This window comes from Klebsiella sp. 141203, assembly GCF_032601985.1.
Classification (GTDB): Bacteria; Pseudomonadota; Gammaproteobacteria; order Enterobacterales; family Enterobacteriaceae; genus Klebsiella; species Klebsiella aerogenes.
The window spans coordinates 787,463-811,145 of the sequence record NZ_JAQIRL010000001.1; the positions used below are offsets into that span (position 1 = coordinate 787,463).

25 protein-coding genes and 1 other annotated feature are annotated in these 23,683 nt (G+C 55.6%); of the genes, 15 read left to right on the plus strand and 10 right to left on the minus strand.

The genetic code is table 11. The features are described 5' to 3' along the window. Nucleotides 1–302: 302 nt before the first annotated feature. Together PGR29_RS03855 and rnm are read right to left on the minus strand one after the other, a co-directional pair. Complete coding sequence (locus PGR29_RS03855; protein ID WP_020078571.1) at nt 303–923, minus strand: L-threonylcarbamoyladenylate synthase; 621 nt, start codon at nt 921–923, stop codon at nt 303–305. Next, nucleotides 920–1,801, minus strand: a complete 882-nt coding sequence (gene rnm, locus PGR29_RS03860) for an RNase RNM (RefSeq protein ID WP_316424087.1) — start codon at nt 1,799–1,801, stop codon at nt 920–922. The genes PGR29_RS03855 and rnm overlap by 4 nt, the downstream gene beginning before the upstream one ends. A gap of 159 nt (nt 1,802–1,960) precedes the next feature. After that, nucleotides 1,961–2,056: a sequence feature (Trp leader region), on the plus strand. A 35-nt stretch (nt 2,057–2,091) separates the two neighbouring features. Here rnm and PGR29_RS03865 point away from each other — a divergent pair. Genes PGR29_RS03865 through trpA form a run of 5 tightly spaced genes read left to right on the plus strand, consistent with a single transcriptional unit; the run spans nt 2,092 to nt 8,628 of the window. Next, nucleotides 2,092–3,654 (plus strand): anthranilate synthase component 1, encoded by a 1,563-nt coding sequence (locus tag PGR29_RS03865; protein WP_087859366.1) that lies wholly within the window; start codon nt 2,092–2,094, stop codon nt 3,652–3,654. Next, nucleotides 3,654–5,249: a bifunctional anthranilate synthase glutamate amidotransferase component TrpG/anthranilate phosphoribosyltransferase TrpD gene (gene trpD / locus PGR29_RS03870; protein ID WP_015366209.1), complete on the plus strand. Its 1,596-nt coding sequence runs from the start codon at nt 3,654–3,656 to the stop codon at nt 5,247–5,249. Before PGR29_RS03865 ends, trpD begins: the two co-directional genes overlap by 1 nt. A 3-nt stretch (nt 5,250–5,252) precedes the next feature. Beyond that, on the plus strand, nt 5,253–6,611 hold the full coding sequence (trpCF, locus tag PGR29_RS03875) for a bifunctional indole-3-glycerol-phosphate synthase TrpC/phosphoribosylanthranilate isomerase TrpF (protein WP_316424088.1): 1,359 nt from the start codon (nt 5,253–5,255) through the stop codon (nt 6,609–6,611). A gap of 14 nt (nt 6,612–6,625) precedes the next feature. Continuing rightward, nucleotides 6,626–7,819 carry a tryptophan synthase subunit beta gene (gene trpB, locus PGR29_RS03880; protein ID WP_015366207.1) on the plus strand — a complete coding sequence of 398 codons (1,194 nt, stop codon included), beginning with the start codon at nt 6,626–6,628 and terminating at the stop codon, nt 7,817–7,819. Continuing rightward, nucleotides 7,819–8,628: a tryptophan synthase subunit alpha gene (trpA, locus tag PGR29_RS03885; protein ID WP_087859362.1), complete on the plus strand. Its 810-nt coding sequence runs from the start codon at nt 7,819–7,821 to the stop codon at nt 8,626–8,628. Before trpB ends, trpA begins: the two co-directional genes overlap by 1 nt. 30 nt (nt 8,629–8,658) lie before the next feature. Here trpA and PGR29_RS03890 read toward each other — a convergent pair whose 3' ends face one another. Beyond that, nucleotides 8,659–9,114, minus strand: a complete 456-nt coding sequence (locus PGR29_RS03890; protein WP_316424089.1) for a MarR family winged helix-turn-helix transcriptional regulator — start codon at nt 9,112–9,114, stop codon at nt 8,659–8,661. Between the two features lie 75 nt (nt 9,115–9,189). Here PGR29_RS03890 and PGR29_RS03895 point away from each other — a divergent pair, with 75 nt between their 5' ends. Continuing rightward, nucleotides 9,190–10,137: a quinone oxidoreductase family protein gene (locus PGR29_RS03895; RefSeq protein WP_316424090.1), complete on the plus strand. Its 948-nt coding sequence runs from the start codon at nt 9,190–9,192 to the stop codon at nt 10,135–10,137. Between the two features lie 175 nt (nt 10,138–10,312). Here the strand turns inward: PGR29_RS03895 and PGR29_RS03900 are convergent, their stop codons facing one another. The 3 genes from PGR29_RS03900 to PGR29_RS03910 are packed head-to-tail and all read right to left on the minus strand — an operon-like array spanning nt 10,313 to nt 12,109. Next, complete coding sequence (locus PGR29_RS03900) at nt 10,313–11,449, minus strand: HlyD family secretion protein (RefSeq protein WP_213794823.1); 1,137 nt, start codon at nt 11,447–11,449, stop codon at nt 10,313–10,315. Nucleotides 11,450–11,458: 9 nt separating this feature from the next. Next, a complete protein-coding gene (locus tag PGR29_RS03905; protein ID WP_213796007.1) occupies nt 11,459–11,809 on the minus strand; it encodes a DUF3302 domain-containing protein in 351 nt (116 codons plus the stop codon). A gap of 36 nt (nt 11,810–11,845) precedes the next feature. Continuing rightward, the gene (locus PGR29_RS03910; RefSeq protein WP_316424091.1) at nt 11,846–12,109 is read right to left on the minus strand and encodes a hypothetical protein; all 264 of its coding nucleotides are present in this window, start codon (nt 12,107–12,109) and stop codon (nt 11,846–11,848) included. A 135-nt stretch (nt 12,110–12,244) separates the two neighbouring features. Between PGR29_RS03910 and PGR29_RS03915 the strand changes: the two genes are divergently transcribed. Then, entirely contained in the window at nt 12,245–13,180 is a 936-nt protein-coding gene (locus tag PGR29_RS03915; protein WP_316424092.1) for a LysR family transcriptional regulator, read from the plus strand. 42 nt (nt 13,181–13,222) lie between these two features. On the opposite strand, the gene ompW is transcribed toward PGR29_RS03915, so the two are convergent. Next, nucleotides 13,223–13,861, minus strand: coding sequence for an outer membrane protein OmpW (ompW, locus tag PGR29_RS03920; RefSeq protein WP_316424093.1), 639 nt, complete (start codon nt 13,859–13,861; stop codon nt 13,223–13,225). A gap of 269 nt (nt 13,862–14,130) precedes the next feature. Between ompW and PGR29_RS03925 the strand changes: the two genes are divergently transcribed. From PGR29_RS03925 to yciA, 4 genes are all read left to right on the plus strand, one after another. Continuing rightward, nucleotides 14,131–14,544 carry a YkgJ family cysteine cluster protein gene (locus tag PGR29_RS03925; protein WP_045393211.1) on the plus strand — a complete coding sequence of 138 codons (414 nt, stop codon included), beginning with the start codon at nt 14,131–14,133 and terminating at the stop codon, nt 14,542–14,544. Nucleotides 14,545–14,571: 27 nt separating this feature from the next. Then, nucleotides 14,572–15,315 (plus strand): YciC family protein, encoded by a 744-nt coding sequence (locus PGR29_RS03930; protein WP_045387665.1) that lies wholly within the window; start codon nt 14,572–14,574, stop codon nt 15,313–15,315. Between the two features lie 51 nt (nt 15,316–15,366). Next, complete coding sequence (locus PGR29_RS03935; RefSeq protein ID WP_015366196.1) at nt 15,367–15,906, plus strand: septation protein A; 540 nt, start codon at nt 15,367–15,369, stop codon at nt 15,904–15,906. 175 nt (nt 15,907–16,081) lie between these two features. Then, nucleotides 16,082–16,480: an acyl-CoA thioester hydrolase YciA gene (yciA, locus tag PGR29_RS03940; RefSeq protein WP_015705756.1), complete on the plus strand. Its 399-nt coding sequence runs from the start codon at nt 16,082–16,084 to the stop codon at nt 16,478–16,480. Between the two features lie 33 nt (nt 16,481–16,513). On the opposite strand, the gene PGR29_RS03945 is transcribed toward yciA, so the two are convergent. After that, on the minus strand, nt 16,514–17,050 hold the full coding sequence (locus PGR29_RS03945; protein WP_267985309.1) for a YniB family protein: 537 nt from the start codon (nt 17,048–17,050) through the stop codon (nt 16,514–16,516). Between the two features lie 151 nt (nt 17,051–17,201). On the opposite strand from PGR29_RS03945, the gene hxpB reads away from it, so the two are divergent. The 3 genes from hxpB (at nt 17,202) to PGR29_RS03960 (ending at nt 20,113) form a co-directional block, all read left to right on the plus strand. Continuing rightward, a complete protein-coding gene (gene hxpB, locus PGR29_RS03950) occupies nt 17,202–17,870 on the plus strand; it encodes a hexitol phosphatase HxpB (protein ID WP_087859353.1) in 669 nt (222 codons plus the stop codon). A gap of 127 nt (nt 17,871–17,997) precedes the next feature. After that, entirely contained in the window at nt 17,998–18,588 is a 591-nt protein-coding gene (locus PGR29_RS03955; RefSeq protein WP_015705758.1) for a metal-dependent hydrolase, read from the plus strand. Nucleotides 18,589–18,721: 133 nt separating this feature from the next. Further along, complete coding sequence (locus PGR29_RS03960; RefSeq protein WP_015366191.1) at nt 18,722–20,113, plus strand: L-cystine transporter; 1,392 nt, start codon at nt 18,722–18,724, stop codon at nt 20,111–20,113. 56 nt (nt 20,114–20,169) lie between these two features. Here PGR29_RS03960 and cedA read toward each other — a convergent pair whose 3' ends face one another. Beyond that, complete coding sequence (gene cedA / locus PGR29_RS03965; RefSeq protein ID WP_259678455.1) at nt 20,170–20,409, minus strand: cell division activator CedA; 240 nt, start codon at nt 20,407–20,409, stop codon at nt 20,170–20,172. A gap of 205 nt (nt 20,410–20,614) precedes the next feature. Between cedA and katE the strand changes: the two genes are divergently transcribed. Further along, nucleotides 20,615–22,873, plus strand: coding sequence for a catalase HPII (gene katE / locus PGR29_RS03970; protein ID WP_047066967.1), 2,259 nt, complete (start codon nt 20,615–20,617; stop codon nt 22,871–22,873). 41 nt (nt 22,874–22,914) lie between these two features. On the opposite strand, the gene chbG is transcribed toward katE, so the two are convergent. Next, complete coding sequence (gene chbG, locus PGR29_RS03975) at nt 22,915–23,673, minus strand: chitin disaccharide deacetylase (protein ID WP_316424095.1); 759 nt, start codon at nt 23,671–23,673, stop codon at nt 22,915–22,917. Between the last annotated feature and the right edge of the window lie 10 nt (nt 23,674–23,683).

The following is a 23,683-nucleotide window of genomic DNA, read 5'->3' on the forward strand; positions in this document are numbered from 1 at the left end:
ATAAGATTATTATCACTGAATACCACCAGGGCTTAATGTATGACTTTACCCGCCAGATATAAGGTAACGGCAACACTGGAAAACATAAAAAAAATCAACAGTACTTTCTTCCTCTTAAACACGTCGGAGGGTTAAATAGTCAGCTTATACATAATGTTGAATTTCTTTCTGGAAGCAATATCAGTGAGTGATATCGTAAGCGGACTAATAATATAAAGAAGAAAGGAGCGACTCAATGCGGAAAGAATTTTAAAATAAATTTAAGCCGCGGGCGACACATGAAACGCCGCCCGCGAGAAACATCACAGGAAGGGTTTAATATCACCAACGCCTTCACGCAGCACCACCGGCGCGTCTTCGGTCAGGTCGATAACCGTCGTCGGCTGCTGGCCGAGATAACCGCCGTGAATAATCAGATCGACCACCTTCTCAAGACGGTCTTTAATCTCTTCCGGGTCGGACTCCGTGAATTCATTACCCGGCAGCATCAAGGATGTCGAGAGCATCGGCTCGCCAAGCGTTTCCAGCAGCATCTGGGCGATAGGATTTGCCGGCACGCGCATACCAATGGTTTTACGCTTTTCTTGCAACAGGCGGCGCGGCACCTCTTTCGTTCCTTTAAGAATAAACGTGTAGTTGCCCGGGGTATTGTTTTTGATCAGACGAAACGCCACGTTATCGACAAACGCATAGGTCGACAACTCGGAGAGATCGCGGCACATCAGGGTGAAATTGTGGCCATCCGGCAACTGACGAATACGGCAGATCCGCTCCATCGCCCCTTTATCTTCAATTTTGCACCCCAGAGCATAACCAGAGTCCGTTGGATAAACGATAACCCCGCCCTTACGTACGATTTCCACCGCCTGATTAATCAACCGCGCCTGCGGGTTATCGGGGTGGATATAGAAAAACTGGCTCATACTTCCCTCTCAATTTGTTCAGCGGCCACTTCCCAACTGCGCCAGATCCCTTCTACGCCAGCGGGTAGCCAAAGTTTGCGCCCCAGTTCGATCCATGGACAGGGCTGGTGGAAATCCGAACCCTGCGACGCCATTAAACCAAACTGTTTCGCGTAGCCCGCCAGCTGCGCGCGCTCATGCGGCGCCTGCTGACATTGGGCGACCTCCATCGCGTCGCCGCCCTGCTCGCTAAAATGGGCCAACAGCCGTTTCAACCATTTGGCGGAAAGATCGTAACGCCCCGGATGGGCGATCACCGCTTTGCCGCCAGAATGATGAATGACATCAATCGCTTGTTTTATTGTACACCACTGCGGCGGAACGTATCCGGTTTTCCCGCGGGCGAGATATTTTTTGAATACATCGGCAATATTGCTCGCAAAGCCGGCTTCAACTAAAAAGCGGGCAAAATGGCCGCGGGTAACCGCGCCGCCATCGGCGAGCTTTAACGCCCCTTCCCAGGCGCCGGGGATTCGCGCTTTCTCCAACCGTTCGGCAATCATCTGCCCGCGCTGGTTGCGCCGCGCTTTCTGTTCGCAGAGCAGTTGCGTCATCGCCGGATGGTTGATATCAATATTCAGTCCGACGATATGAATTTCGTGATTTTCCCACAGGGTGGAAATTTCTACCCCGGTGATAAGCGTGAGCGGCAGTTCAGCCCGCGCAATTTCGGCACGCGCTGCCGGAATGGCCGCCACGCTATCGTGATCGGTGATTGCCAGCGTCCCCACCCGCATCTCATGCGCGCGATGTACCAGCTCTTCTGGAGTCAATCGCCCATCGGAGGCGACGGTATGGCTGTGCAGGTCATAAATGACCGCGTAATTAGTGTCGCTCAAAATGGCTCCTGGTGGACCTGAACTGAAATAAGCGCATTATGATAACGACTGAGAAAGAAAATCTGCAAACAAGGGTTGACTTTATTTTCATGGACTAGTTAACTAGTACGCAAGTTCACACAACGGGTATCTCTGATGAAAACGCAAATTATTACTCTTCATAGCTGGTGGCGTCGTTCCTGGAATCGGGCGGCGTGATCGCGTTTTGCACTCAGCAAACAGATACCGGGCCCGCCACTGAGCGGGCTTTTTTTTGAACAAAATAATGAACAGAACAGGCGAGAATGATAATGCAAACATCAAAACCAGCGCTCGAGCTTCTCACCAGCGACGCTATCTATCGCGAAAACCCGACGGCGTTATTCCATCAATTATGCGGCGCGCGCCCGGCAACCTTGCTGCTGGAATCGGCCGACATCGATAGTAAAGACGATTTAAAAAGCCTGCTGCTGGTGGATAGCGCCCTGCGTATTACCGCACTTGGCAATACCGTCACTGTCCAGGCGCTGTCAGCGAACGGCGCCGCGCTGCTTGAACTGCTGGATAACGCATTGCCGTCCGGCATTGAGAATCTGCGCCAGCCGAACAGCCGGGTACTCACCTTCCCACCGGTTAGCGCCCTGCTGGATGAAGACGCTCGCCTGTGTTCGTTATCGGTGTTCGATGCGTTTCGTCTGTTACAGGATTTGGTCAGCGTCCCGCAGGCCGAGCGCGAAGCGATGTTCTTCGGCGGCCTGTTCGCTTACGACCTGGTGGCCGGTTTTGAAGATTTACCACCGCTTAACGCCGATACCGCCTGCCCGGATTACTGTTTCTACCTGGCGGAGACGCTGCTGGTCATCGACCATCAGACCAAAAACACCCGCATTCAGGCGAGCCTGTTCACGCCGCTGGAGAATGAGAAACAGCGTCTTCTGCAACGTATCGCCCAGCTACGCCAGCAGTTAAATGAGCCGCCCGCGCCGCTGCCAGTGACGACGGTTGCCGAAATGCGCTGCGACGTCGATCAGAGCGATGAAGAGTACGGCGCCGTGGTGCGCAAAATGCAGCGCGCCATTCGCGCGGGCGAAATTTTCCAGGTTGTGCCGTCGCGCCGCTTCTCCCTCCCTTGCCCGTCGCCGCTGGCCTCGTACGATGTGCTGAAAAAGAGCAATCCCAGCCCGTATATGTTCTTTATGCAGGATAACGATTTCACGCTGTTCGGGGCCTCGCCGGAAAGCTCGCTAAAATACGACGCCGTCAGCCGCCAGATTGAGATCTACCCCATTGCCGGCACCCGTCCGCGCGGCCGCCGCGCCGACGGTTCGCTGGATCGCGACCTCGATAGCCGTATTGAACTGGAGATGCGTACCGACCACAAAGAGCTCTCTGAACATCTGATGCTGGTCGACCTGGCCCGTAACGATCTCGCCCGCATCTGTACCCCGGGTAGCCGCTACGTGGCGGATTTGACCAAAGTCGATCGCTATTCCTTTGTGATGCACCTGGTTTCCCGCGTGGTTGGCGAACTGCGCCGCGACCTCGACGTCCTGCACGCCTATCGCGCCTGCATGAATATGGGCACCCTTAGCGGCGCGCCGAAAGTTCGCGCCATGCAGCTAATCGCCGCCGCGGAAGGCAAGCGTCGCGGTAGCTACGGCGGCGCGGTCGGCTACTTTACCGCCCACGGCGACCTCGATACCTGCATCGTGATCCGCTCGGCCTACGTAGAGGACGGCATTGCCACCGTGCAGGCGGGCGCCGGTATCGTGCTCGATTCCGTTCCGCAATCCGAGGCGGATGAAACCCGTAATAAAGCTCGCGCCGTGCTGCGCGCCATTGCTCAGGCCCATCACGCGAAGGAGACTTTCTAATGGCCGACATCCTGCTGCTCGATAATATCGACTCCTTTACCTATAACCTCGCCGACCAGCTGCGGGCTAACGGCCACAACGTGGTCATTTATCGTAATACCGTTCCGGCGCAATCGCTGATTGAACGTATCGGCACTATGGATAATCCGGTGCTGATGCTCTCTCCGGGGCCGGGTACCCCAAGCGAAGCCGGTTGCATGCCGGAGCTGCTGACCCGCCTGCGCGGCAAGTTACCGATTATCGGTATCTGCCTCGGCCACCAGGCCATCGTGGAAGCCTACGGCGGCTATGTCGGCCAGGCGGGCGAAATCCTTCACGGCAAAGCTTCCAGCATTGAGCATGACGGCCAGGCGATGTTCGCCGGTCTTGCCAACCCGCTGCCGGTGGCCCGCTACCATTCACTGGTCGGCAGCAATATTCCGGCCGGGCTCACCATTAACGCCAATTTCAACGGTATGGTGATGGCGGTTCGCCATGACGCCGATCGCGTCTGCGGCTTCCAGTTCCATCCGGAGTCGATTCTGACTACTCAAGGGGCGCTGCTGCTGGAGCAAACGCTGGCATGGGCGCTGCAGAAACTGGAACAGACCAATGTCGTACAACCGATTCTGGAAAAATTGTACCAGGCAGAGACGCTGAGCCAGCAGGAGAGCCACGTGCTGTTTTCCGCCGTCGTGCGCGGCGAAGTGAAGCCAGAACAGCTGGCCGCCGCGCTGGTAAGCATGAAAGTGCGCGGCGAGCAACCGCAGGAAATTGCCGGCGCCGCAACCGCGTTGCTGGAAAACGCCGCGCCGTTCCCGCGTCCGGATTATCAGTTTGCCGATATTGTCGGCACCGGCGGCGATGGCAGCAACAGCATTAATATTTCAACCGCCAGCGCCTTTGTCGCCGCCGCCTGCGGTTTAAAGGTGGCGAAACACGGCAACCGCAGCGTCTCCAGTAAATCGGGCTCGTCCGACCTGCTGGCCGCGTTTGGCATCAACCTGGATATGAATGCCGATAAATCGCGCGCCGCGCTGGATGAACTGGGCGTCTGCTTCCTGTTCGCGCCGAAGTACCACACCGGTTTCCGCCATGCGATGCCGGTCCGCCAACAGTTGAAAACGCGCACCCTGTTTAACGTATTGGGGCCGCTTATCAACCCTGCGCACCCGCCGCTGGCGTTGATTGGCGTCTATAGCCCGGAACTGGTGTTGCCGATTGCAGAAACCTTACGGGTACTCGGCTATCAACGCGCCGCCGTGGTACACAGCGGCGGCATGGACGAAGTCTCGTTGCATGCGCCGACCGTGGTCGCCGAACTCAATAACGGCGAAATCCAGAGCTATCAGCTGACCGCCGCCGACTTCGGTCTGACGCCTTATCATCAGGATCAACTGGCTGGCGGCACGCCGGAAGAAAACCGTGACATTCTCACGCGCTTGCTACAAGGTAAAGGTGAAGCCGCTCACGAAGCCGCCGTCGCCGCCAACGTCGCCATGTTGATGCGTTTACACGGGCATGAAGACCTGAAAGCCAACGCCCGGCAGGTACTGGATGTGCTGCACAGCGGAGCGGCCTATGACAGAGTGACCGCATTAGCGGCAAGAGGGTAAATAATGCAGACCGTTTTAGCAAAAATCGTTGCCGACAAAGCGATTTGGGTAGAAGCCCGCAAACAACAACAACCGTTAGCCAGTTTTCAGAATGACATCGTGCCGTCCGAACGCCATTTTTACGATGCGCTGGCCGGCGCCCGCACCGCCTTTATTCTTGAATGCAAAAAGGCGTCGCCGTCGAAGGGACTGATTCGTGAAGATTTCGACCCGGCGACCATCGCCGGGGTTTATAAGCACTACGCCTCGGCAATTTCGGTATTGTGTGATGAGAAATATTTTCAGGGCAGCTTTGATTTTCTGCCGATTGTCAGCAAAGTCGCGCCGCAGCCGATACTGTGTAAAGACTTCACCATCGATCCTTACCAGATTTACCTCGCGCGTTACTATCAGGCTGATGCCTGCCTGCTGATGCTCTCGGTGCTCGATGACGATCAATATCGCCAGCTCGCCGCCGTCGCCCACAGCCTCAATATGGGCGTTCTGACAGAAGTCAGCAACGAAGAGGAGCTGGAACGCGCGATTGCGCTGAAGGCCAAAGTCGTCGGCATTAACAACCGCGATCTGCGCGATATGTCGATTGACCTGAACCGCACGCGTCAACTGGCGCCGCGTCTCGGCCCGGATGTCACCGTGATAAGCGAATCCGGAATCCATACCTACGGCGAAGTCCGCGAACTGAGCCACTTTGCCAACGGCTTCCTGATTGGCTCGGCGCTAATGGAGCAACCGGACCTCAGCGCTGCGGTGAAGCGCGTGCTGTTAGGTGAGAACAAGGTCTGCGGCCTGACTCGTCCGCAGGATGCGCAAGTCGCCTGGGAGGCGGGCGCTATCTACGGCGGCTTGATTTTCGTCGCCAGTTCGCCGCGCGCCGTTGACGACCAGCAGGCACAGGCGGTAATGGCCGCCGCGCCGCTCAGCTACGTTGGCGTATTCCGCGATGCAGCCATTGAAGAGATCGTCACCCGTGCGACCAAATTGAAACTCGCCGCGGTCCAGCTTCATGGGAGCGAAGATCAGGCCTGGATTGATGCCCTGCGCGCGGCGCTGCCGGAGCAGATCCAAATCTGGAAGGCGCTGAGCGTCGGCGAAACGCTGCCGCCGCGTAACCTCAATCATGTGGACAGATATGTCTTTGACAACGGTCAGGGCGGGAGCGGTCAACGCTTCGACTGGTCGCTGCTGCAGGGCCAGGACCTGCGTAACGTGATGCTGGCAGGCGGCCTCAGCGCCGATAACTGCGTAGAAGCCGCGAAAAGCGGCTGTGCCGGACTCGATTTCAACTCAGGCGTAGAGTCGCAGCCGGGAATCAAAGAGGCAAGCCTGGTGGCTGCCGTTTTCCAGACGCTGCGCGCATATTAAGGAGCAATGCAATAATGAGCACTTTACTGAACCCGTATTTCGGCGAATTCGGCGGTATGTACGTTCCGCAGATCCTGATGCCCGCCCTGCGCCAGCTGGAAGAAGCTTTCGTCAGCGCGCAAAAAGATCCTGAGTTTCAGGCTGAATTCACCGACCTGCTGAAAAACTACGCGGGCCGCCCGACGGCGCTGACCAAATGCCGCAATCTGACCGAAGGCACCCGCACCACGCTGTACCTCAAGCGTGAAGACCTGCTCCACGGCGGCGCGCACAAAACCAACCAGGTGCTGGGCCAGGCGCTACTGGCCAAACGTATGGGCAAAACGGAAATTATCGCCGAAACCGGTGCCGGCCAACACGGCGTCGCCTCGGCGCTGGCCAGCGCCCTGCTCGGTCTGAAATGCCGCATCTATATGGGCGCCAAAGACGTCGAGCGTCAGTCGCCGAACGTCTTCCGCATGCGCCTGATGGGTGCGGAGGTCATTCCAGTGCACAGCGGTTCCGCCACCCTGAAAGATGCCTGTAACGAAGCGCTGCGCGACTGGTCCGGCAGCTACGAGAAGGCGCACTACATGCTCGGCACCGCCGCTGGCCCGCACCCATTCCCGACTATCGTGCGTGAATTCCAGCGCATGATCGGCGAAGAAACCAAAGCGCAGATCCTCGAGAAAGAAGGACGCCTGCCGGACGCGGTGATCGCCTGCGTTGGCGGTGGTTCTAACGCCATCGGCATGTTCGCTGATTTCATTGATGAATCCCGCGTTGGCCTGATTGGCGTCGAGCCTGCCGGCCACGGTATCGAAACCGGCGAGCACGGCGCGCCGCTGAAGCACGGTCGCGTCGGCATTTACTTCGGCATGAAGTCGCCGATGATGCAAACCTCCGACGGGCAGATCGAAGAATCTTATTCTATCTCCGCCGGGCTGGATTTCCCGTCAGTGGGTCCGCAGCATGCGTTCCTTAACAGCACCGGGCGCGCCGAGTATGTGTCAATTACCGACAACGAAGCGCTGGATGCCTTTAAAGCGCTCTCCCGCCATGAAGGCATTATCCCGGCGCTTGAATCGTCCCACGCTCTGGCGCACGCGCTGAAGATGATGCGCGAGAACCCGGATAAAGAGCAGTTGCTGGTGGTTAACCTGTCCGGCCGCGGCGATAAAGACATCTTCACCGTACACGACATTTTGAAAGCGCGAGGGGAAATCTGATGGAACGTTACGAGACGCTATTTGCACAGTTAAAAAACCGCCAGGAAGGCGCCTTTGTTCCCTTCGTCACCCTTGGCGATCCGGGGCCGGAGCAGTCGCTAAAAATCATCGATGCGCTGATTGAAGCCGGCGCCGATGCGCTGGAATTGGGGATCCCCTTCTCCGACCCGCTGGCCGACGGCCCGACGATTCAGGGCGCGACATTACGCGCTTTTGCCGCCGGCGTCACCCCGGCGCAGTGCTTCGAAATGCTGGCGGCAATCCGTCACAAGCATCCGACAATCCCAATCGGCCTTTTGATGTACGCGAACCTGGTGTTCAGCCCGGGGATTGATGAGTTCTACGCCGAATGCGCGCGTGTCGGCGTGGATTCCGTGCTGGTCGCCGACGTGCCGGTCGAAGAGTCCGCCCCGTTCCGCCAGGCCGCCCTGCGCCATAACATTGCGCCGATTTTCATCTGCCCGCCAAATGCCGATGACGATTTACTGCGCCAGATTGCCTCCTATGGCCGCGGCTATACCTACCTGCTATCGCGCGCTGGCGTGACAGGCGCGGAAAACCGCGCCGCGCTGCCGCTACATCATCTGATTGAAAAACTGGCGGAATATAACGCCGCGCCGCCGCTGCAGGGCTTTGGCATCTCGGCGCCGGAGCAGGTTTCCGCCGCCATTGACGCCGGCGCCGCCGGGGCAATATCCGGCTCGGCCATCGTCAAGATTATCGAGCGCAACCTTGAGCAGCCGCAAAAAATGCTCGAAGAGCTAAAAAGCTTCGTGCATGGTCTGAAAGCGGCGACCAAAACCATCTGACCCTTCGTCGCCCGGCCTCACCCCGGGCGGCTATTTCTGCTGCAGGCTGTTGGCGTATTTTCGCGTTAGGCGAAACAGCGCCGACACCTCGTCTTCAGACCATCCATCCAGCACCTGATTCATTAACCGCCGCCGCGCAACGGCAATAGCGTCGATCATCCGCTGCCCCTTTTCGCTGAGCGTCACCTCGCTAATCCGCCGGTCTTTGGCATTGGCCTGCTTGCAGGCAAGCCCCTGAGCCTCCAGCTTTTTCACCTGACGACTGACGGTGGTGTAATCGCGGCCTAAATGATCCGCCAGCTCAACTACCCCCACCGGGCCATAGCGCCCTACCGCCACCAGTAGCGGAAACAGCATCTGTTCAAGCTGCACCCCTGCCGCCTGTAATATCTGCTCATCGCGCAGAGGTTGATTCATCACGCTGATGATATCCAGCAGCGCGCCGTGAAAGTCGGTGATGTCGTAATCATTATGTGCATCTTGCATATATTAGTTAACCGCGTATAGTGCTCCTGAACGATATGTGCATTTTACACATAATTATCTTCAGGAGGTAATGTTATGAAAGCAGCCGTGGTATTTGATCTTAACGAAGGCCCGGTATGGGCCGATTTTAGCGAACCGCAGCCTGCAGTCGGACAGTTATTGATTGACGTTCGCGCCGCCGCCATTAGCCACGTGGTTAAGGGCCGGGCATCGGGACATCATTATAGTTTTGACGGTACTCTGCCGTTTGTCGTCGGTATCGATGGCGTCGGTATGACCCCTGACGGCCAGCGCGTCTATTTTGCTTTCCCCAACGCGCCGTTCGGCAGTATGGCGCAACGCGCGCCGGTCGCGCTGCAGAATTGCCTGGCGCTGCCGGATGAGCTTGACGACATCAGCGCCGCGGCAATGGCCAATCCGGGCATGTCTGCCTGGGCTGCGCTTGTTAAGCGGGCGCAGTTTCAGGCCGGCGAAACGGTACTGATTAACGGCGCCACCGGCAGCGCCGGACAGCTGGCGGTGCAAATTGCCCGCTACCTCGGTGCGAAAAAAATCATTGCTACCGGGCGCAATACGCAGACGCTGACCGCCCTCGCAGCCGATGAGTGTATTGATTTAACCGCCGATGAGCAGACGCTTAGCGCACAATTCGCCGCCGCCAGCGCCGGGCAAGTTGATGTGATCGTGGATTATTTGTGGGGCCGCAGCGCAGAGTTGCTGCTGCCTGCGTTGGCGAAATACGCCCCCGGCGATAAGCCGGTACGTTATGTGCAGGTAGGTTCCCTTGCAGGGGCGGATATCGCGTTAAACGGCGCGGTTCTGCGCGCCGCGCCGCTACAGCTCATGGGCAGCGGCATCGGCAGCCTGACCATGTCGCAACTGCTGGCGGCAACCGGGGAGATGCTGCAGGCTGCAGTGCCCGGTCATTTTACCATCGCCACCACGCCGCTGCCGCTCCGCGATGTCGCTGCGGCCTGGCCGCGTGATAACAGCCAGAAACGTACGGTTTTCACTCTTGATTAAAAAAATGTGCCTCCGCACAAACTCTGGGGTTGATATCTTAAATGAGAAATATTATCTTTCTCATTACCGAATGGTTGAGTGAACAACTCAGGTATTCGGTACGACATTGCTCACATTGCTTCCAGTATTTTTGCCCGCGTTTATCGCGGGCTTTTTTTTGGGTCAACTTCGGCATTTAATGGTCGAGATACAGATAATGCAGCCAGCTGGTCATCCGTAACAGCACCTTACGCATCACCGACACGTGGGCAAAATGGTCGGTATACACCGCCGCCTGGGCACTGACCCCATCCGGTAAATGGGCAAGATCGCGGCTCGCCGCCAGGTCAATCATTACATACACCCCTTCCCGACCGGGCGTGGCGCTTAAACCCTGTAATGCGCCGCTGGCCTGGTAGCTGCCATCGGGAATGGTTGGCAATACCTTTGTGACCTTGCCGGCATACACCTGCCCCGGTAGACCATTGAACACCACCTCTGCCTCGTCGCCCTGCTCCAGGCGCAGGATAGCGTTCTGGCGAAATACCGCCACCACCTGCCGTTTCTGCTGCGGAATAAAAATCATCACCGGTTTGAACGGCAGACGAACTGCCGTGGTTCCCGGTCGCGCCAGCACCTGGGTGACATAACCATTGCTGGGCGCGCGGAAAACCGTCTGTTCAAGGTCATAACGCGCTTCGGCAATCTGCGATTTCAGGCTGGCGATTTGCGCATCCTCGCCATTGAAACGCGCAGAAAGTCTTTCTAACTCCTGTTGATACTGGGCTTTAGCCGCCCGCAGGGCCGCGGATTGCGCCTGATATTGCTGCTCGGCGTGATTCACATCCTGCTCGGAAAAAGGGTTAACCGGCATCGTCGCGCCTTTCGCATAGCGCTGATAATCCTGCCGGGAACGTTCATATTCCGCCGTCATCCGTTGAACGTTAGCGGCGGATTCACTTAATGCCGCTTTCCGGGTTCTGATATCCGCTTCGGCGGCACTGAGATCCGCCTCCAGTTTATTCAGCCGCGCACGATAACGGCTATCATCAAGGCGAAACAGCACCTCGCCTTTGCGTAATAACACATTCGTTTTATCGGTAACTTCTACGATGGCCCCCGACACCTGCGGCACAATCGGGATCGACAGAGCTATTTTTTGCGCCCGGTCGGTGTACGGGTGATTATAATTCATAGTCAGAATTAGCGCACCGACAATAAACACGCCGCCAAGGACCGCCGTGGGTACCGTCCATTTATTTACCGGGATACGAAAAATTTTAAATACGCCATAGGCCAACGCCACATAGCTAAGAATAATGAGTAAATCCATACACTGGCCTCAGCGGTTATTTGACGAGTTTGTCGTTACAGTTATCTGTTGCTCCTGCAGACGCTTGAGCTCGCTTTCAAGTTGCCTGATTCGCTGATGCATTTCGGCGCTATCTTCGCCTTTATGCGCCATTCCCCACCCGCGCTCGGGGCGATACAGCGTGGCCCAGATCCACAACAGCGGCCAAATCGCATGCAGGGTAAACAGGCTCACCCAGCCGGCGACATGAATTGCATCCTGGTGAGGATGCTGGCGTTTCTTGGCCAATAAATAGGGAATATCATGAATAATAATAATGCCGTAAAATAAAATCAAAAACACGGCTATTAATACGCCTAAGGCAAAGTAGTTAAGAAACATAATGGTTCCTGACAATAAACGGTAAAACAGTGCTGACTACGCTGTTTTATAATTAGCAATACCACTCGATTTAATATTGGGGCTTAGTCGAGAATGATAGTTTGCCGACTGATAGACCAAATATTGATAACGGTAAAAATCAGTACTTTTATCTTTCCGATATAAAATCTCTTCTCCCGAGACCGATAGCCCTTTGATAATATCGTCATATTCAATCTTTTTTTCTTCTTCGGTTACGCTGGTAGCGCACGCCGCCAGCAGCAACATCACAGATAACGCAGCCATTCTTGTTATTTTCATCGATTATTTCTCTGTATTTTCGGCTGTAACAAATAATCTTCGCAAATAATACCCAGCGACTGACCAGAAGTCATATGACAATGACAGCAAAGATATATATCATTTTTGATATAGCAAACCGAAAGAAGCCATCTCATGAAAGAAAAAGACCTGCGTATTGACGAACTCCGTATCGTCCGCATGATTGCCGAAACGGCAAGCGTTAGCAAAGCCGCCCAGCTACTGGACATGCCGCAGTCGAACGTGTCGCGGGCGCTGAACGCGCTGGAACGGCGCCTGGGGCTGGAAATCTTTATCCGCCACCCTCGAGCGTTAATTCTGAGCGAGTTTGGCGAGCAGTTCCTGCGCCGGGCGGACATCCTGCTGGATAGGCATAATGACCTGCTTGATATGTCCGGTACCTGGAAACGCAGCCTTAACGGCATGGTGACGCTCGGCGCGCCAATCGGCATTCAGGCTTTCCTTGCCCGATACCTTTTGCCGCCGGTGCTGCGCTCGGCGCCGGAATTAACCGTCAATCTTCTCACCCGCAATCCCGACGAGCGCGAACAGAAACACGGGACGCTTTTCGATAGCGATTGCGATCTGCTGATTAGCTTTTTCCAACCGCAGGACGAAAGCCTGATCGCAAGGCCTCTCACCCGCTTTCGCATGGGGCTGTTTGCCTGCGCGGATTATATTGCGCAGTCGCCTCTGCACGATGTTGATGAGCTTGCGCAGCACCGCTGTATCACTTTGCGTACGTTGGGCGGGATCCGCAACAGTTGGCATTGCTATAACGCCGCGGGTGAGAGTATTCAGGTAGAGGTCAACGGTTCCAGCGTATGCGATAACATTTTGCCGGCAATCGAGCTTGCTAAACAGGGACTGGGCATCGTATATGCCCCTTTTTACTCCGTCGCGGCGGAATTAGAGGCCGGTACGTTACAGCCATGTCTGCCACGGGAACGCGGCGTGAATATGCAGGCGTGGTTGATTTATCGTCAGCGCGGCGTGTTGCCGCATCGCGTGCAGGTGATAATGGATAGCATTATGGAAAGCGCCAAACTGCACGCCCATCGGCTGGTCTGAAGAGGATAAAACTGGCCGCAGGCGGCCAGTTTTTTTAAAGCATTAGAAGCGATAACCGGCAGAGAACATAAACACCCACGGATCCAGACGGGTACTGACTTTCTGGTCAACGCCGTTAGCTTTAAATTTCACATCGGTGTCGATATCCATGTACCAGACCGACATGTTCAGCAGCCAGTTGCGGTCAATCAGATAATCCAGACCAACCTGTCCTGCCGCGCCCCATGAATCTTTCAGACTCAGGTCGGAAAGCCCGGCGTCCTTACCGGTATTGTTGAAATCATTGTTAAAGAAGGTCGTATAGTTAATACCGGCGCCGATATACGGGCGCACTTTGCTTTGCGCATCGCCAAAGTACCACTGCGCCATCAGCGTCGGCGGCAACTGGTGTACGGTGGCGATAGTGCCGGTCGGCCCGGTACCGACCTTGTGGCGGAACGGCGTTGCCGCCAGCAGTTCGATACCGATATTGTCGGTCGCCATATAGGTAAAGGTTAAACCTAACTGGGTGTTATTACTGACGTTAAAACCGCCGAGGCTACCCAGCACGTTGTCAGAACCCTCAGTGGGGCGAACCGTCGCCGAGCCCGCGCGAATAAAAAATTCCCCCGCTTCATGCGCCCAGGCGCTACCACCAGAAAGCGTACCTAAGATCAATGCCGCCGCTGCTATTTTCTTCATATCCATGTCCCCATTATGGTTTTTATCAGCGGCTGCAAATATACCTACAATGAGTTAGCTTTGATCTGTTTTAGATCACACCAGGCCATTAGATTTAACATTTATTGATCCAGATTAATTTTTGCAGCAGTTAGTAACGTACTGATTCGTCTTTACATCAATTTTTACCCATGAGAAAAATTTTTGCTTGCCCCTCTTGTCGCCGATCGTGCGGATAGCTAATTTAATTGCCGACAATTTGTGTTGATGCGTTTTTTTCAGGTGTAATTATGAGTGAAATCAACCCGTGCATGACGTGCGGTGCCTGTTGTGCGTATTTTCGAGTCTCCTTCTACTGGGCTGAAGCCGACGACGCCGGCGGCGTGGTACCCACACAGCTCACCGAACCCCTTACCCCTTTTCTGCGCTGCATGAGCGGTACCAATCAGCGGCAAAGCCGCTGTACCGCCTTAAGCGGTGAAATCGGCGAATCGGTACACTGCTCCATCTATCACCAGCGGCCTTCCCCCTGCCGCGAGTTTGCCATGTCAGGCGAAGGCGGCGAACTCAACGAAGCGTGCGATCGCGCCCGTGCCCGCTACGGCCTGCCGCCGCTGGGAACTCTTTACAAAGATATACCTACCGTGACCTCGGCAGAGACTGCTACCCAACCACGTTTTGCGGTACAATCCCCGGCTAGTTAAAACACCTGCAAGACTCAAGGAGAATGCATGTCTATCACGGCGAAGTCCGTCTACCGTGACACGGGGAATTTTTTTCGTAATCAGTTCGTTACTATTCTGCTGATTGCGTTGTTATGCGCGTTCATCACGGTAGTCATTGGCCATGCCTTTTCGCCCAGCGACGAGCAGTTATCGATTCTCAGCGAGGGCGATAACCTCGTGGGCAGCGCCGGCTTGTTTGAGCTGGTGCAGAACATGACGCCGGAACAGCAGCAGATCCTGCTGCGCGCGTCGGCGGCCTCAACCTTCTCGGGCCTGGTGGGGAATGCCATCCTCGTCGGCGGCGTACTGTTGCTGATTCAGCTGATCTCCGCCGGGCATCGCGTCAGCGCGCTGCGGGCGATCGGCGCGGCGGCGCCGGTTCTGCCGAAGCTGTTGCTGCTTATTCTGTTCACCACTTTCGTGGTACAGATGGGGATGATGCTGGTGCTGGTGCCGGGCGTGCTGCTGGCGATTGTTCTGGCGTTCGCGCCGGTGATGCTGGTGCAGGATAAAATCGGCATCTTTAGCGCAATGCGCGGCAGTATGCGTCTGGCGTGGGCGAATATGCGCCTGGTGGCGCCAGCGGTACTCGGCTGGCTGCTGGCAAAAACGGCGCTGCTGCTGCTTGCTTCAAGCTTTGCAACGCTGTCGCCCAACGTTGCCGCCGTGGTCATTAATACCATCAGCAATCTGTTCTCTGCGCTGTTGCTGATCTATTTGTTCCGCTTGTATATGCTTATTCGCAACTAACTTTAATCAGGGCCGGGCATTCCGGCCCTTCCTGAACGACGGAATTGATGTATGAAGCAGTTTCTCGATTTTTTACCGCTCGTAGTCTTCTTCGCTTTTTATAAGATTTACGATATCTACGCCGCAACCACCGCGCTGATCGTCGCCACCGCGGTAGTCCTCATTTATAGCTGGGTGCGCTATCGTAAAGTTGAAAAGATGGCATTGATCACTTTTGTGCTGGTCGCCGTATTCGGCGGGCTGACAATCTTCTTCCACAACGATGAATTTATTAAGTGGAAAGTGACCGTCATCTACGCCCTGTTTGCCGGCGCCCTGCTGTTCAGCCAGTGGGTAATGAAAAAGCCGCTGATCCAACGCATGCTTGGTAAAGAGCTGACGCTGCCGCAGCAGGTGTGGTCGCGGCTGAATCTGGCCTGGGCGCTGTTCTTTATTCTCTGCGGGCTGGCTAATATCTACATCGCGTTCTGGCTGCCGCAAAATATCTGGGTCAACTTCAAAGTCTTCGGTTTAACGGCATTGACCCTGGTCTTTACCCTGTTGAGCGGCGTCTATATCTACCGCCACATGCCGCAGGACGATAAGCACTAATCCCTCTCAACGGTACGCGCTGGCCGGCGCGTACCGCCTTCTTTTATCAACTCGCGTCCCGACCTTTTCCAAAACCCCGTTTTAACCGTACCGACGGGCGTATTCCCCTATTCTCTCTGCGCCGTTTTCATAGTAGCATCGCGCCTGATCTTCTTTGACTAGTACAGAGTATAGAATGACAACAACAGATCTCGCCCCGAAGGGCGAATTGGTTTTACGCACCCTGGCCATGCCGGCGGATACCAACGCGAACGGCGATATTTTTGGCGGCTGGCTGATGTCGCAGATGGATATCGGCGGCGCGATTATGGCCAAAGAGATTGCCCGCGGCCGTGTTGTGACCGTCCGTGTTGATGGTATGACTTTTTTACGCCCGGTCGCCGTTGGCGATGTCGTGTGCTGCTATGCCCGCTGCGTAAAACGCGGCAACACCTCAATCACCATTAATATTGAGGTATGGGTGAAAAAAGTATCGACGGAACCACTGGGCCAGCGCTACAAGGCGACGGAAGCCCTGTTTATTTATGTGGCGGTAGACAATGAAGGCAAGCCGCGAGCGCTGCCTGCCGAATGATAAATGGCCCGGTTATCCGGGCCGTTTGTCTATTTACAGGAAGCCAAGCAGTGAGAAGAAAACATAGCCAATCACAATCACCACAATCGGCAGTACGTACAGCGTGAAATACTGCTTCAGGATCGTATGACGCGGTACGACAATACGTTCGGCAAGCTGCTCACGAGAAAGGCCTTCCGCTCCTTTAGCCTGTTCCAGAATCAACTGATCTTCCACACCTTCGCGTAGAAACTTCGCCTGGCGGGCCATTCGCGCGCCGGAAGCCTGCAACGCCATGCCGACAAACACCAGCGCGTAGATAATCCAGAAACCGATGTTCAACGCATGTTTGAACTCCGGCAGCGGCGAGTTGTACCAGAAGAAATTCAGGAACGGCGTATTAAAACGCACCATCTCAATCATCAGGTGGGCGAAGTCCATCATCACCGCATCAATACCCGGTTTCTTTTCGCTATGCTCGTACATAAATTTCAGTACGGAAATCAGCGTAGACAGCACGGCTGGAATGAAGATGACCCATCCCAAAATGCGTTTAATGACCGCAATGCGTCCAGCTTGTTGATACGTCATGAGTTCCCCTTGTTTAAAACGCCAGACTCTTCATGCCGACCTAGAGTCAGGTATAAGTCTATCTTCGTCAGCGAATTTCGCCTGCTTAAGCGCGGTATGATATACCATATGGACAATTTCGTTATCTACTTACGCCAATGGAGAGGAACTTATGTCAGCGAAGCGCCAGATTCTTGCCGCTATTTTCGATATGGATGGCCTGCTTATCGATTCAGAGCCGCTATGGGACCGCGCAGAGCTGGAGGTACTGGACAGCCTCGGAGTGGATATTAGCCGCCGTGATGAATTACCGGACCTGCTGGGGCTGCGCATCGACCTGGTGGTTGATTTGTGGTTTGCGCAACAGCCCTGGCGAGGCCCGGATCGCGCTGAGGTAACCGCCAGCATTATCCGCAGGGCCATTCAACTGGTCGAGGAGTCACGGCCGCTGCTGCCCGGCGTGCGTGAAGCCGTGGCATTGTGTAAGGCCGAAGGACTAAAAATCGGCCTCGCTTCCGCGTCGCCGCTGCATATGCTGGAAAAAGTGCTGGAGATGTTTGAACTGCGCGACCAGTTTGACGCGCTGGCTTCCGCCGAGCACCTGCCATACAGTAAACCGCACCCCCAGGTCTATCTCGATTGCGCCGCTAAGCTTGGCGTCGCGCCGATGGCCTGCGTGGCGCTGGAGGATTCAGTTAACGGTATGATTGCCAGCAAAGCGGCGCGTATGCGTTCGATTGTCGTTCCGGAAGCAGAAAACAGCCGCGATCCGCGCTTCGTACTGGCCGATGTGAAACTGGCGTCTCTGCAGCAGCTGACGGTAGCGGACCTGCGCGGCTAAGCGACGTGCGCAGGCATGGGTGTCGTCAAAATATGTCAACCTTGTGACAAAGAGTTACACCGTCACCTCTTCCGTATACTGTATAAAAACCCTATACTGTATGAATTGACAGTTTAGGGTTTTTATCATGACGGCGGAAGGCCACCTCTTCTTTTCTATCGCCTGTGCGGTATTTGCAAAAAATGCAGAACTAACCCCCGTGCTGGCGCAGGGGGACTGGTGGCATATCGTTCCTTCCGCCGTGCTAACCTGCCTGCTGCCCGACATCGACCATCCAAAATCTTTCCTCGGGCAGCGCTTAAGCTGGGTCTCGAAACCGGTAGCGCGCGCCTTTGGCCACCGCGGTTTTACCCACAGTCTGCTGGCGGTATTCGGCGCGCTGGCGCTGTTCTACCTGAAAGTACCTGAGAGCTGGATTATCCCAGCGGATGCGCTGCAGGGTTTAGTGCTGGGCTACCTCAGTCATATACTTGCCGATATGCTCACCCCGGCTGGCGTACCGCTGCTGTGGCCGTGCCGCTGGCGGTTCCGCCTACCAATCCTCGCGCCGCGCAAAGGCAATCAGCTAGAACGCGCGCTGTGCATGGCGCTGTTCATTTACGCCGTCTGGATGCCGCAGAGCATGGCCGAAAATAGCGCCGTGCGCTGGTCATCAAATATGATTAATTCGCTGCAAATAACCTTTAATCGCTTTATTAACCATCAGGCTGAACGATAAATACGCTAAATGGTTTTTTGGTTATAACCCATTCCATTTGAGTATAAGAAAGCAATAAGGCCTTCTGCTACTCTTGGCGCCATAAGAGTTGGTTTCAGACCAACCCAGGTAACAAGATATCAGGAGAACGGGGATGAATTTTCCATTAATAGCGAACGTTGTCGTGTTCGCGGTTTTACTGTTTGCGCTGGCTCAAACCCGCCACAAACAGTGGAGCCTCGCTAAAAAAGTACTGGTCGGTCTCGTTATCGGCGTTATCTTTGGTCTCGGCCTGCAGCTGGTTTACGGCTCCGACAGCCAGGTTCTGAAAGATTCTATTCAGTGGTTCAATATCGTCGGTAACGGTTATGTGCAGCTGCTGCAGATGATCGTCATGCCGCTGGTCTTCGCCTCAATTCTGAGCGCGGTGGCTCGTCTGCACAATGCTTCACAGCTGGGTAAAATCAGTTTCCTGAGTATCGGTACGCTGTTGTTCACCACTCTCATCGCCGCGCTGGTCGGCGTGCTGGTGACCAACCTGTTTGGCCTCACCGCTGAAGGCCTGGTGCAGGGCAGCGCGGAAACCGCCCGTCTGAACGCCATCCAAAGCAACTATGTCGGTAAAGTATCAGATCTGAGCGTTCCGCAGCTGATCCTGTCGTTTGTGCCGAAGAACCCGTTTGCCGATCTGACAGGCGCGAACCCGACTTCTATCATCAGCATCGTTATCTTCTCGGCGTTCCTTGGCGTTGCGGCGCTGAAGCTGCTGAAAGACGATGTGGAGAAAGGTCAACGCGTTCTGACCGCCATCGACACGCTGCAGGGCTGGGTGATGAAGCTGGTGCGTCTGGTGATGCAGCTGACCCCATACGGCGTGCTGGCGCTGATGACCAAAGTGGTTGCCGGCTCCAACCTGCACGACATTATCAAGCTCGGCGGTTTCGTCGTGGCTTCTTACATCGCGTTGGGCATCATGTTTGTGGTGCACGGTCTGCTGTTAGCCGTCAATGGCGTCAGTCCGCTGAAGTATTTCCGTAAAGTCTGGCCGGTGATTACCTTCGCCTTCACCAGCCGTTCCAGCGCGGCTTCTATTCCGCTGAACGTGGAAGCGCAGACGCGCCGTCTGGGTGTACCAGAATCTATTGCCAGCTTCTCCGCCTCATTCGGCGCGACGATTGGTCAGAACGGCTGCGCCGGTATCTATCCGGCAATGCTGGCGGTAATGGTAGCCCCGACCGTTGGCATCAACCCGTTGGATCCAATGTGGATTGCCACCCTCGTGGGTATCGTCACCGTGAGCTCCGCGGGCGTAGCCGGCGTTGGCGGCGGCGCCACCTTCGCGGCATTGATCGTGCTGCCGGCGATGGGTCTGCCGGTCACGTTGGTCGCACTGTTGATTTCCGTCGAGCCGCTGATTGATATGGGCCGTACCGCCCTTAACGTTAACGGCTCAATGACCGCCGGCACGCTGACCAGCCAGTGGCTGCGCCAGACGGATAAAGCTATCCTCGATAGCGAAGAAGACGCCGAGCTGGCGCATCGCTAATGTTAACAGCCACAAAAAAGCCGCTGAAATTCAGCGGCTTTTTTTTGCCTACAAGCTCAAGCCTCTATTTCACCATCCTGGCGTATCTGATTAGCCCAACGCTGCGCCGATTCCGGCACGGTGAACGCCGGAGAACGGCGGAAACGCTCGCCCATCAGTACAAAGGCGACATACTTGCCCCGCAATATCCAGACATCGCGAAAATGGTCCATTTTAACGGCATGATCCGGCGGCGCAGGCTCGACGCGCGGCACGTAGCTAATGACAGGGCGATTTTGTTGGCGCAATGTTTTCATAACAGATGGATTCACTAAGCAAAGCGGGAACATAAACCCCTATCATAGCCGATCGCCCCCCTTTTCGTCGCCCCTCCTGGCACGATGCGCATTTTAGGATAACTCCATTCCTTTAAGAGCGGCATCCTCAGCACAATGTTCTATAGTTAGAAGGGTTTTGGTTTAGCAACAACCACTTTTAGCAATGAAAGCAGGAGACGAGCAGATGTCAGAAAAGCACCACGACCCACACAGCCGACAGGCTCCGGTACACGATAGCGATGAAGCAAAACCGGGCCTCGATTCACTGGCGCCAGAAGATCGCGAGTGGCGCCCTACTCCCCAGCCAACCGCGCCCGGGGAGGAACCGACGGCGCCGGGTAGCCTGAAAGCGCCGGATACCCACAGCATAAAATTAGATACCCTCGAGCCGCAGCGTAAAGGTGGTGAAAACTTTCCGCTGACCACCAATCAGGGGGTACGCATCGCCGACGATCAAAACTCGTTGCGCGCCGGCAACCGCGGGCCAACGTTGCTGGAAGATTTTATCTTACGTGAGAAAATTACCCATTTTGACCATGAACGCATTCCCGAGCGTATCGTTCATGCTCGCGGTTCCGCCGCACACGGCTATTTCCAGCCTTACAAAAGCCTGAAAGAGATTACCAAAGCCGATTTTCTGTCCGCACCGGAAAAAATCACCCCCGTTTTTGTCCGCTTCTCTACCGTTCAGGGCGGCGCGGGTTCAGCCGATACCGTGCGCGATATCCGCGGCTTCGCCACCAAATTCTATACCGAAGAGGGCATTTTCGATCTGGTGGGCAACAACACGCCAATTTTCTTTATCCAGGATGCGATTAAATTTCCCGACTTTGTCCATGCGGTGAAACCTGAACCGCACTGGGCAATCCCACAGGGACAAAGCGCTCATGACACCTTCTGGGATTATGTTTCGCTACAGCCGGAAACGCTGCATAACGTGATGTGGGCCATGTCAGACCGCGGCTTACCGCGCAGTTATCGTACGATGGAAGGTTTCGGCATTCATACCTTCCGCCTGATCAACGCCGAAGGCAAAGCCACCTTTGTGCGCTTCCACTGGAAACCGGTGGCCGGTAAAGCATCGCTGGTGTGGGATGAGGCGCAGAAATTGACCGGCCGCGATCCGGACTTCCATCGCCGCGATTTATGGGAAGCCATTGAGGCTGGCGATTATCCGGAGTTTGAGCTCGGCTTGCAGTTAATTCCGGAGGAAAACGAGTTCGATTTCGACTTCGATCTACTGGATCCGACCAAGCTCATTCCGGAAGCGCTGGTACCCGTACAACGAGTCGGCAAAATGGTGCTTAACCGTAACCCCGACAACTTCTTCGCTGAGAACGAACAGGCGGCATTCCATCCTGGTCATATTGTGCCGGGTATCGATTTTAGTAACGACCCGCTGCTGCAAGGGCGACTTTTCTCCTATACCGATACGCAAATTAGCCGCCTCGGCGGGCCAAATTTCCACGAAATTCCAATTAACCGCCCCACCTGCCCGTATCATAATTTCCAGCGTGACGGCATGCACCGAATGGAGATTGATACCAATCCGGCAAACTATGAGCCTAACTCTATCAACGATAACTGGCCTCGCGAAACGCCGCCGGCGCCGAAACGCGGCGGCTTTGAATCGCTGGCGGAACGCGTTGATGGCGAGAAAATCCGTAACCGTAGTCCCTCCTTCGGCGAATACTACGCCCAACCTCGCCTGTTCTGGCTCAGCCAGACGCCGATCGAGCAACAGCACATTATCGGCGGCTTTAGTTTTGAGCTGAGCAAAGTGGTGAGAGTCTGGATCCGCGAGCGGGTGGTCGATCATCTGGCGCATATTGATATCGGGCTGGCGGAAGCGGTAGCCAACAATCTCGGTATCGAACTCAGCGATGAGCAGCGGAATATTGCTCCACCAGCGCCGGTTAACGGCGTGGAGAAAGATCCTACCCTCAGTCTTTACGCCGATGGCGATGGCGATGTAAAAGGGCGAATTGTCGCGGTATTACTCAATGAGAAGACCTGCGCGCAGGATGTACTCAACCTGTTGCAGGCGCTGCAGGCCAGAGGCGTCCACAGCAAACTGCTCTATTCGCGTATGGGCGAAGTCAGCGCCGATGATGGATCGCAGCTACCGATCGCCGGAACCTTCGCCGGCTCGCCATCGTTGACGGTTGATGCGGTTATTGTTCCCGGCGGCGACCTGAGCAGCATCAGCGATAACGGCGATGCTCGCTACTACCTGCTGGAAGCCTATAAGCATCTGAAGCCCATTTTACTGGCGGGCGATGCGCGGCAGTTTAGTTCGCTGCTACAGGTGCCCGCTGCGGGTGAAGAAGGGGTTATCGAATGCGACGCGATTAATACGCTTAGCGTCGATAAGCTGCTGACGCTACTGGCCGCGCATCGCGTCTGGTCAAGAAGCAGTAAAGTTGCGGCCATACCCGCATAGTAAAAAGCCCGGCAGTTCATGGCTGCCGGGCTTTCCTCTCATTATACGTCGCGATAGTTTCCCAGCCGGTAGCCGCGTTCCGCGATCGCGTATTTCAGTTCGCCGGACGTCAGCACGTCCAGTTCGGTCAGCCGCGGATAGCAGTAAGCGCTGCCCATAATGGTGTTATCGACAAATGCCGGATGACACATCACTTCCAGCGAGTTTTCTTGCCGTTCGAGCGATGCATCCAGCGTTTGCAGGAACAGCGCTTGTGAAACCGCTTCACCGTAAAATTCACTGCTGAAGCCATCGCTACTGCGCGCCGCATCCTGGTCGAGGCCATTCAGCGCCGCCACCTGACGATCGATACGCAAAGCGACGCCCTTTTCGCGCGCAAAGGCGGCGACGATGGGGTAGATCTGCGCAATCATATGCACATGGTGGTGACTGTCGATATGCGTTGGTTCGCAACCAAACAGTTCGATAAAACGCCGGTACTGACACTCCAGTTCGTGGGCGATCTCATCCAGCGGTAGGCTGTCCTCTTCCGCCATCTGCCAAATCCATTTGCCCAACCGCCCGTCGCGGGTTAACCCCGGCATCACCGATAATGGCTCGCCCAGCGTCAACACAAAGTGCATGCCCACCGCCAGCTCGGGCAGGCTGCGGCTTAATTGGGCGGCGTGGCCGATAGCCGCGCCGTTGACCAACGTCGTAGTCGACGTCACCAGTCCATTCTTGCAGGCTTCGATAATGCCGTAATTCTGCCCTTTGCTCAGGCCATAATCATCGGCGTTAACGATCAATACGCGTTCCATCGGCCGCTCC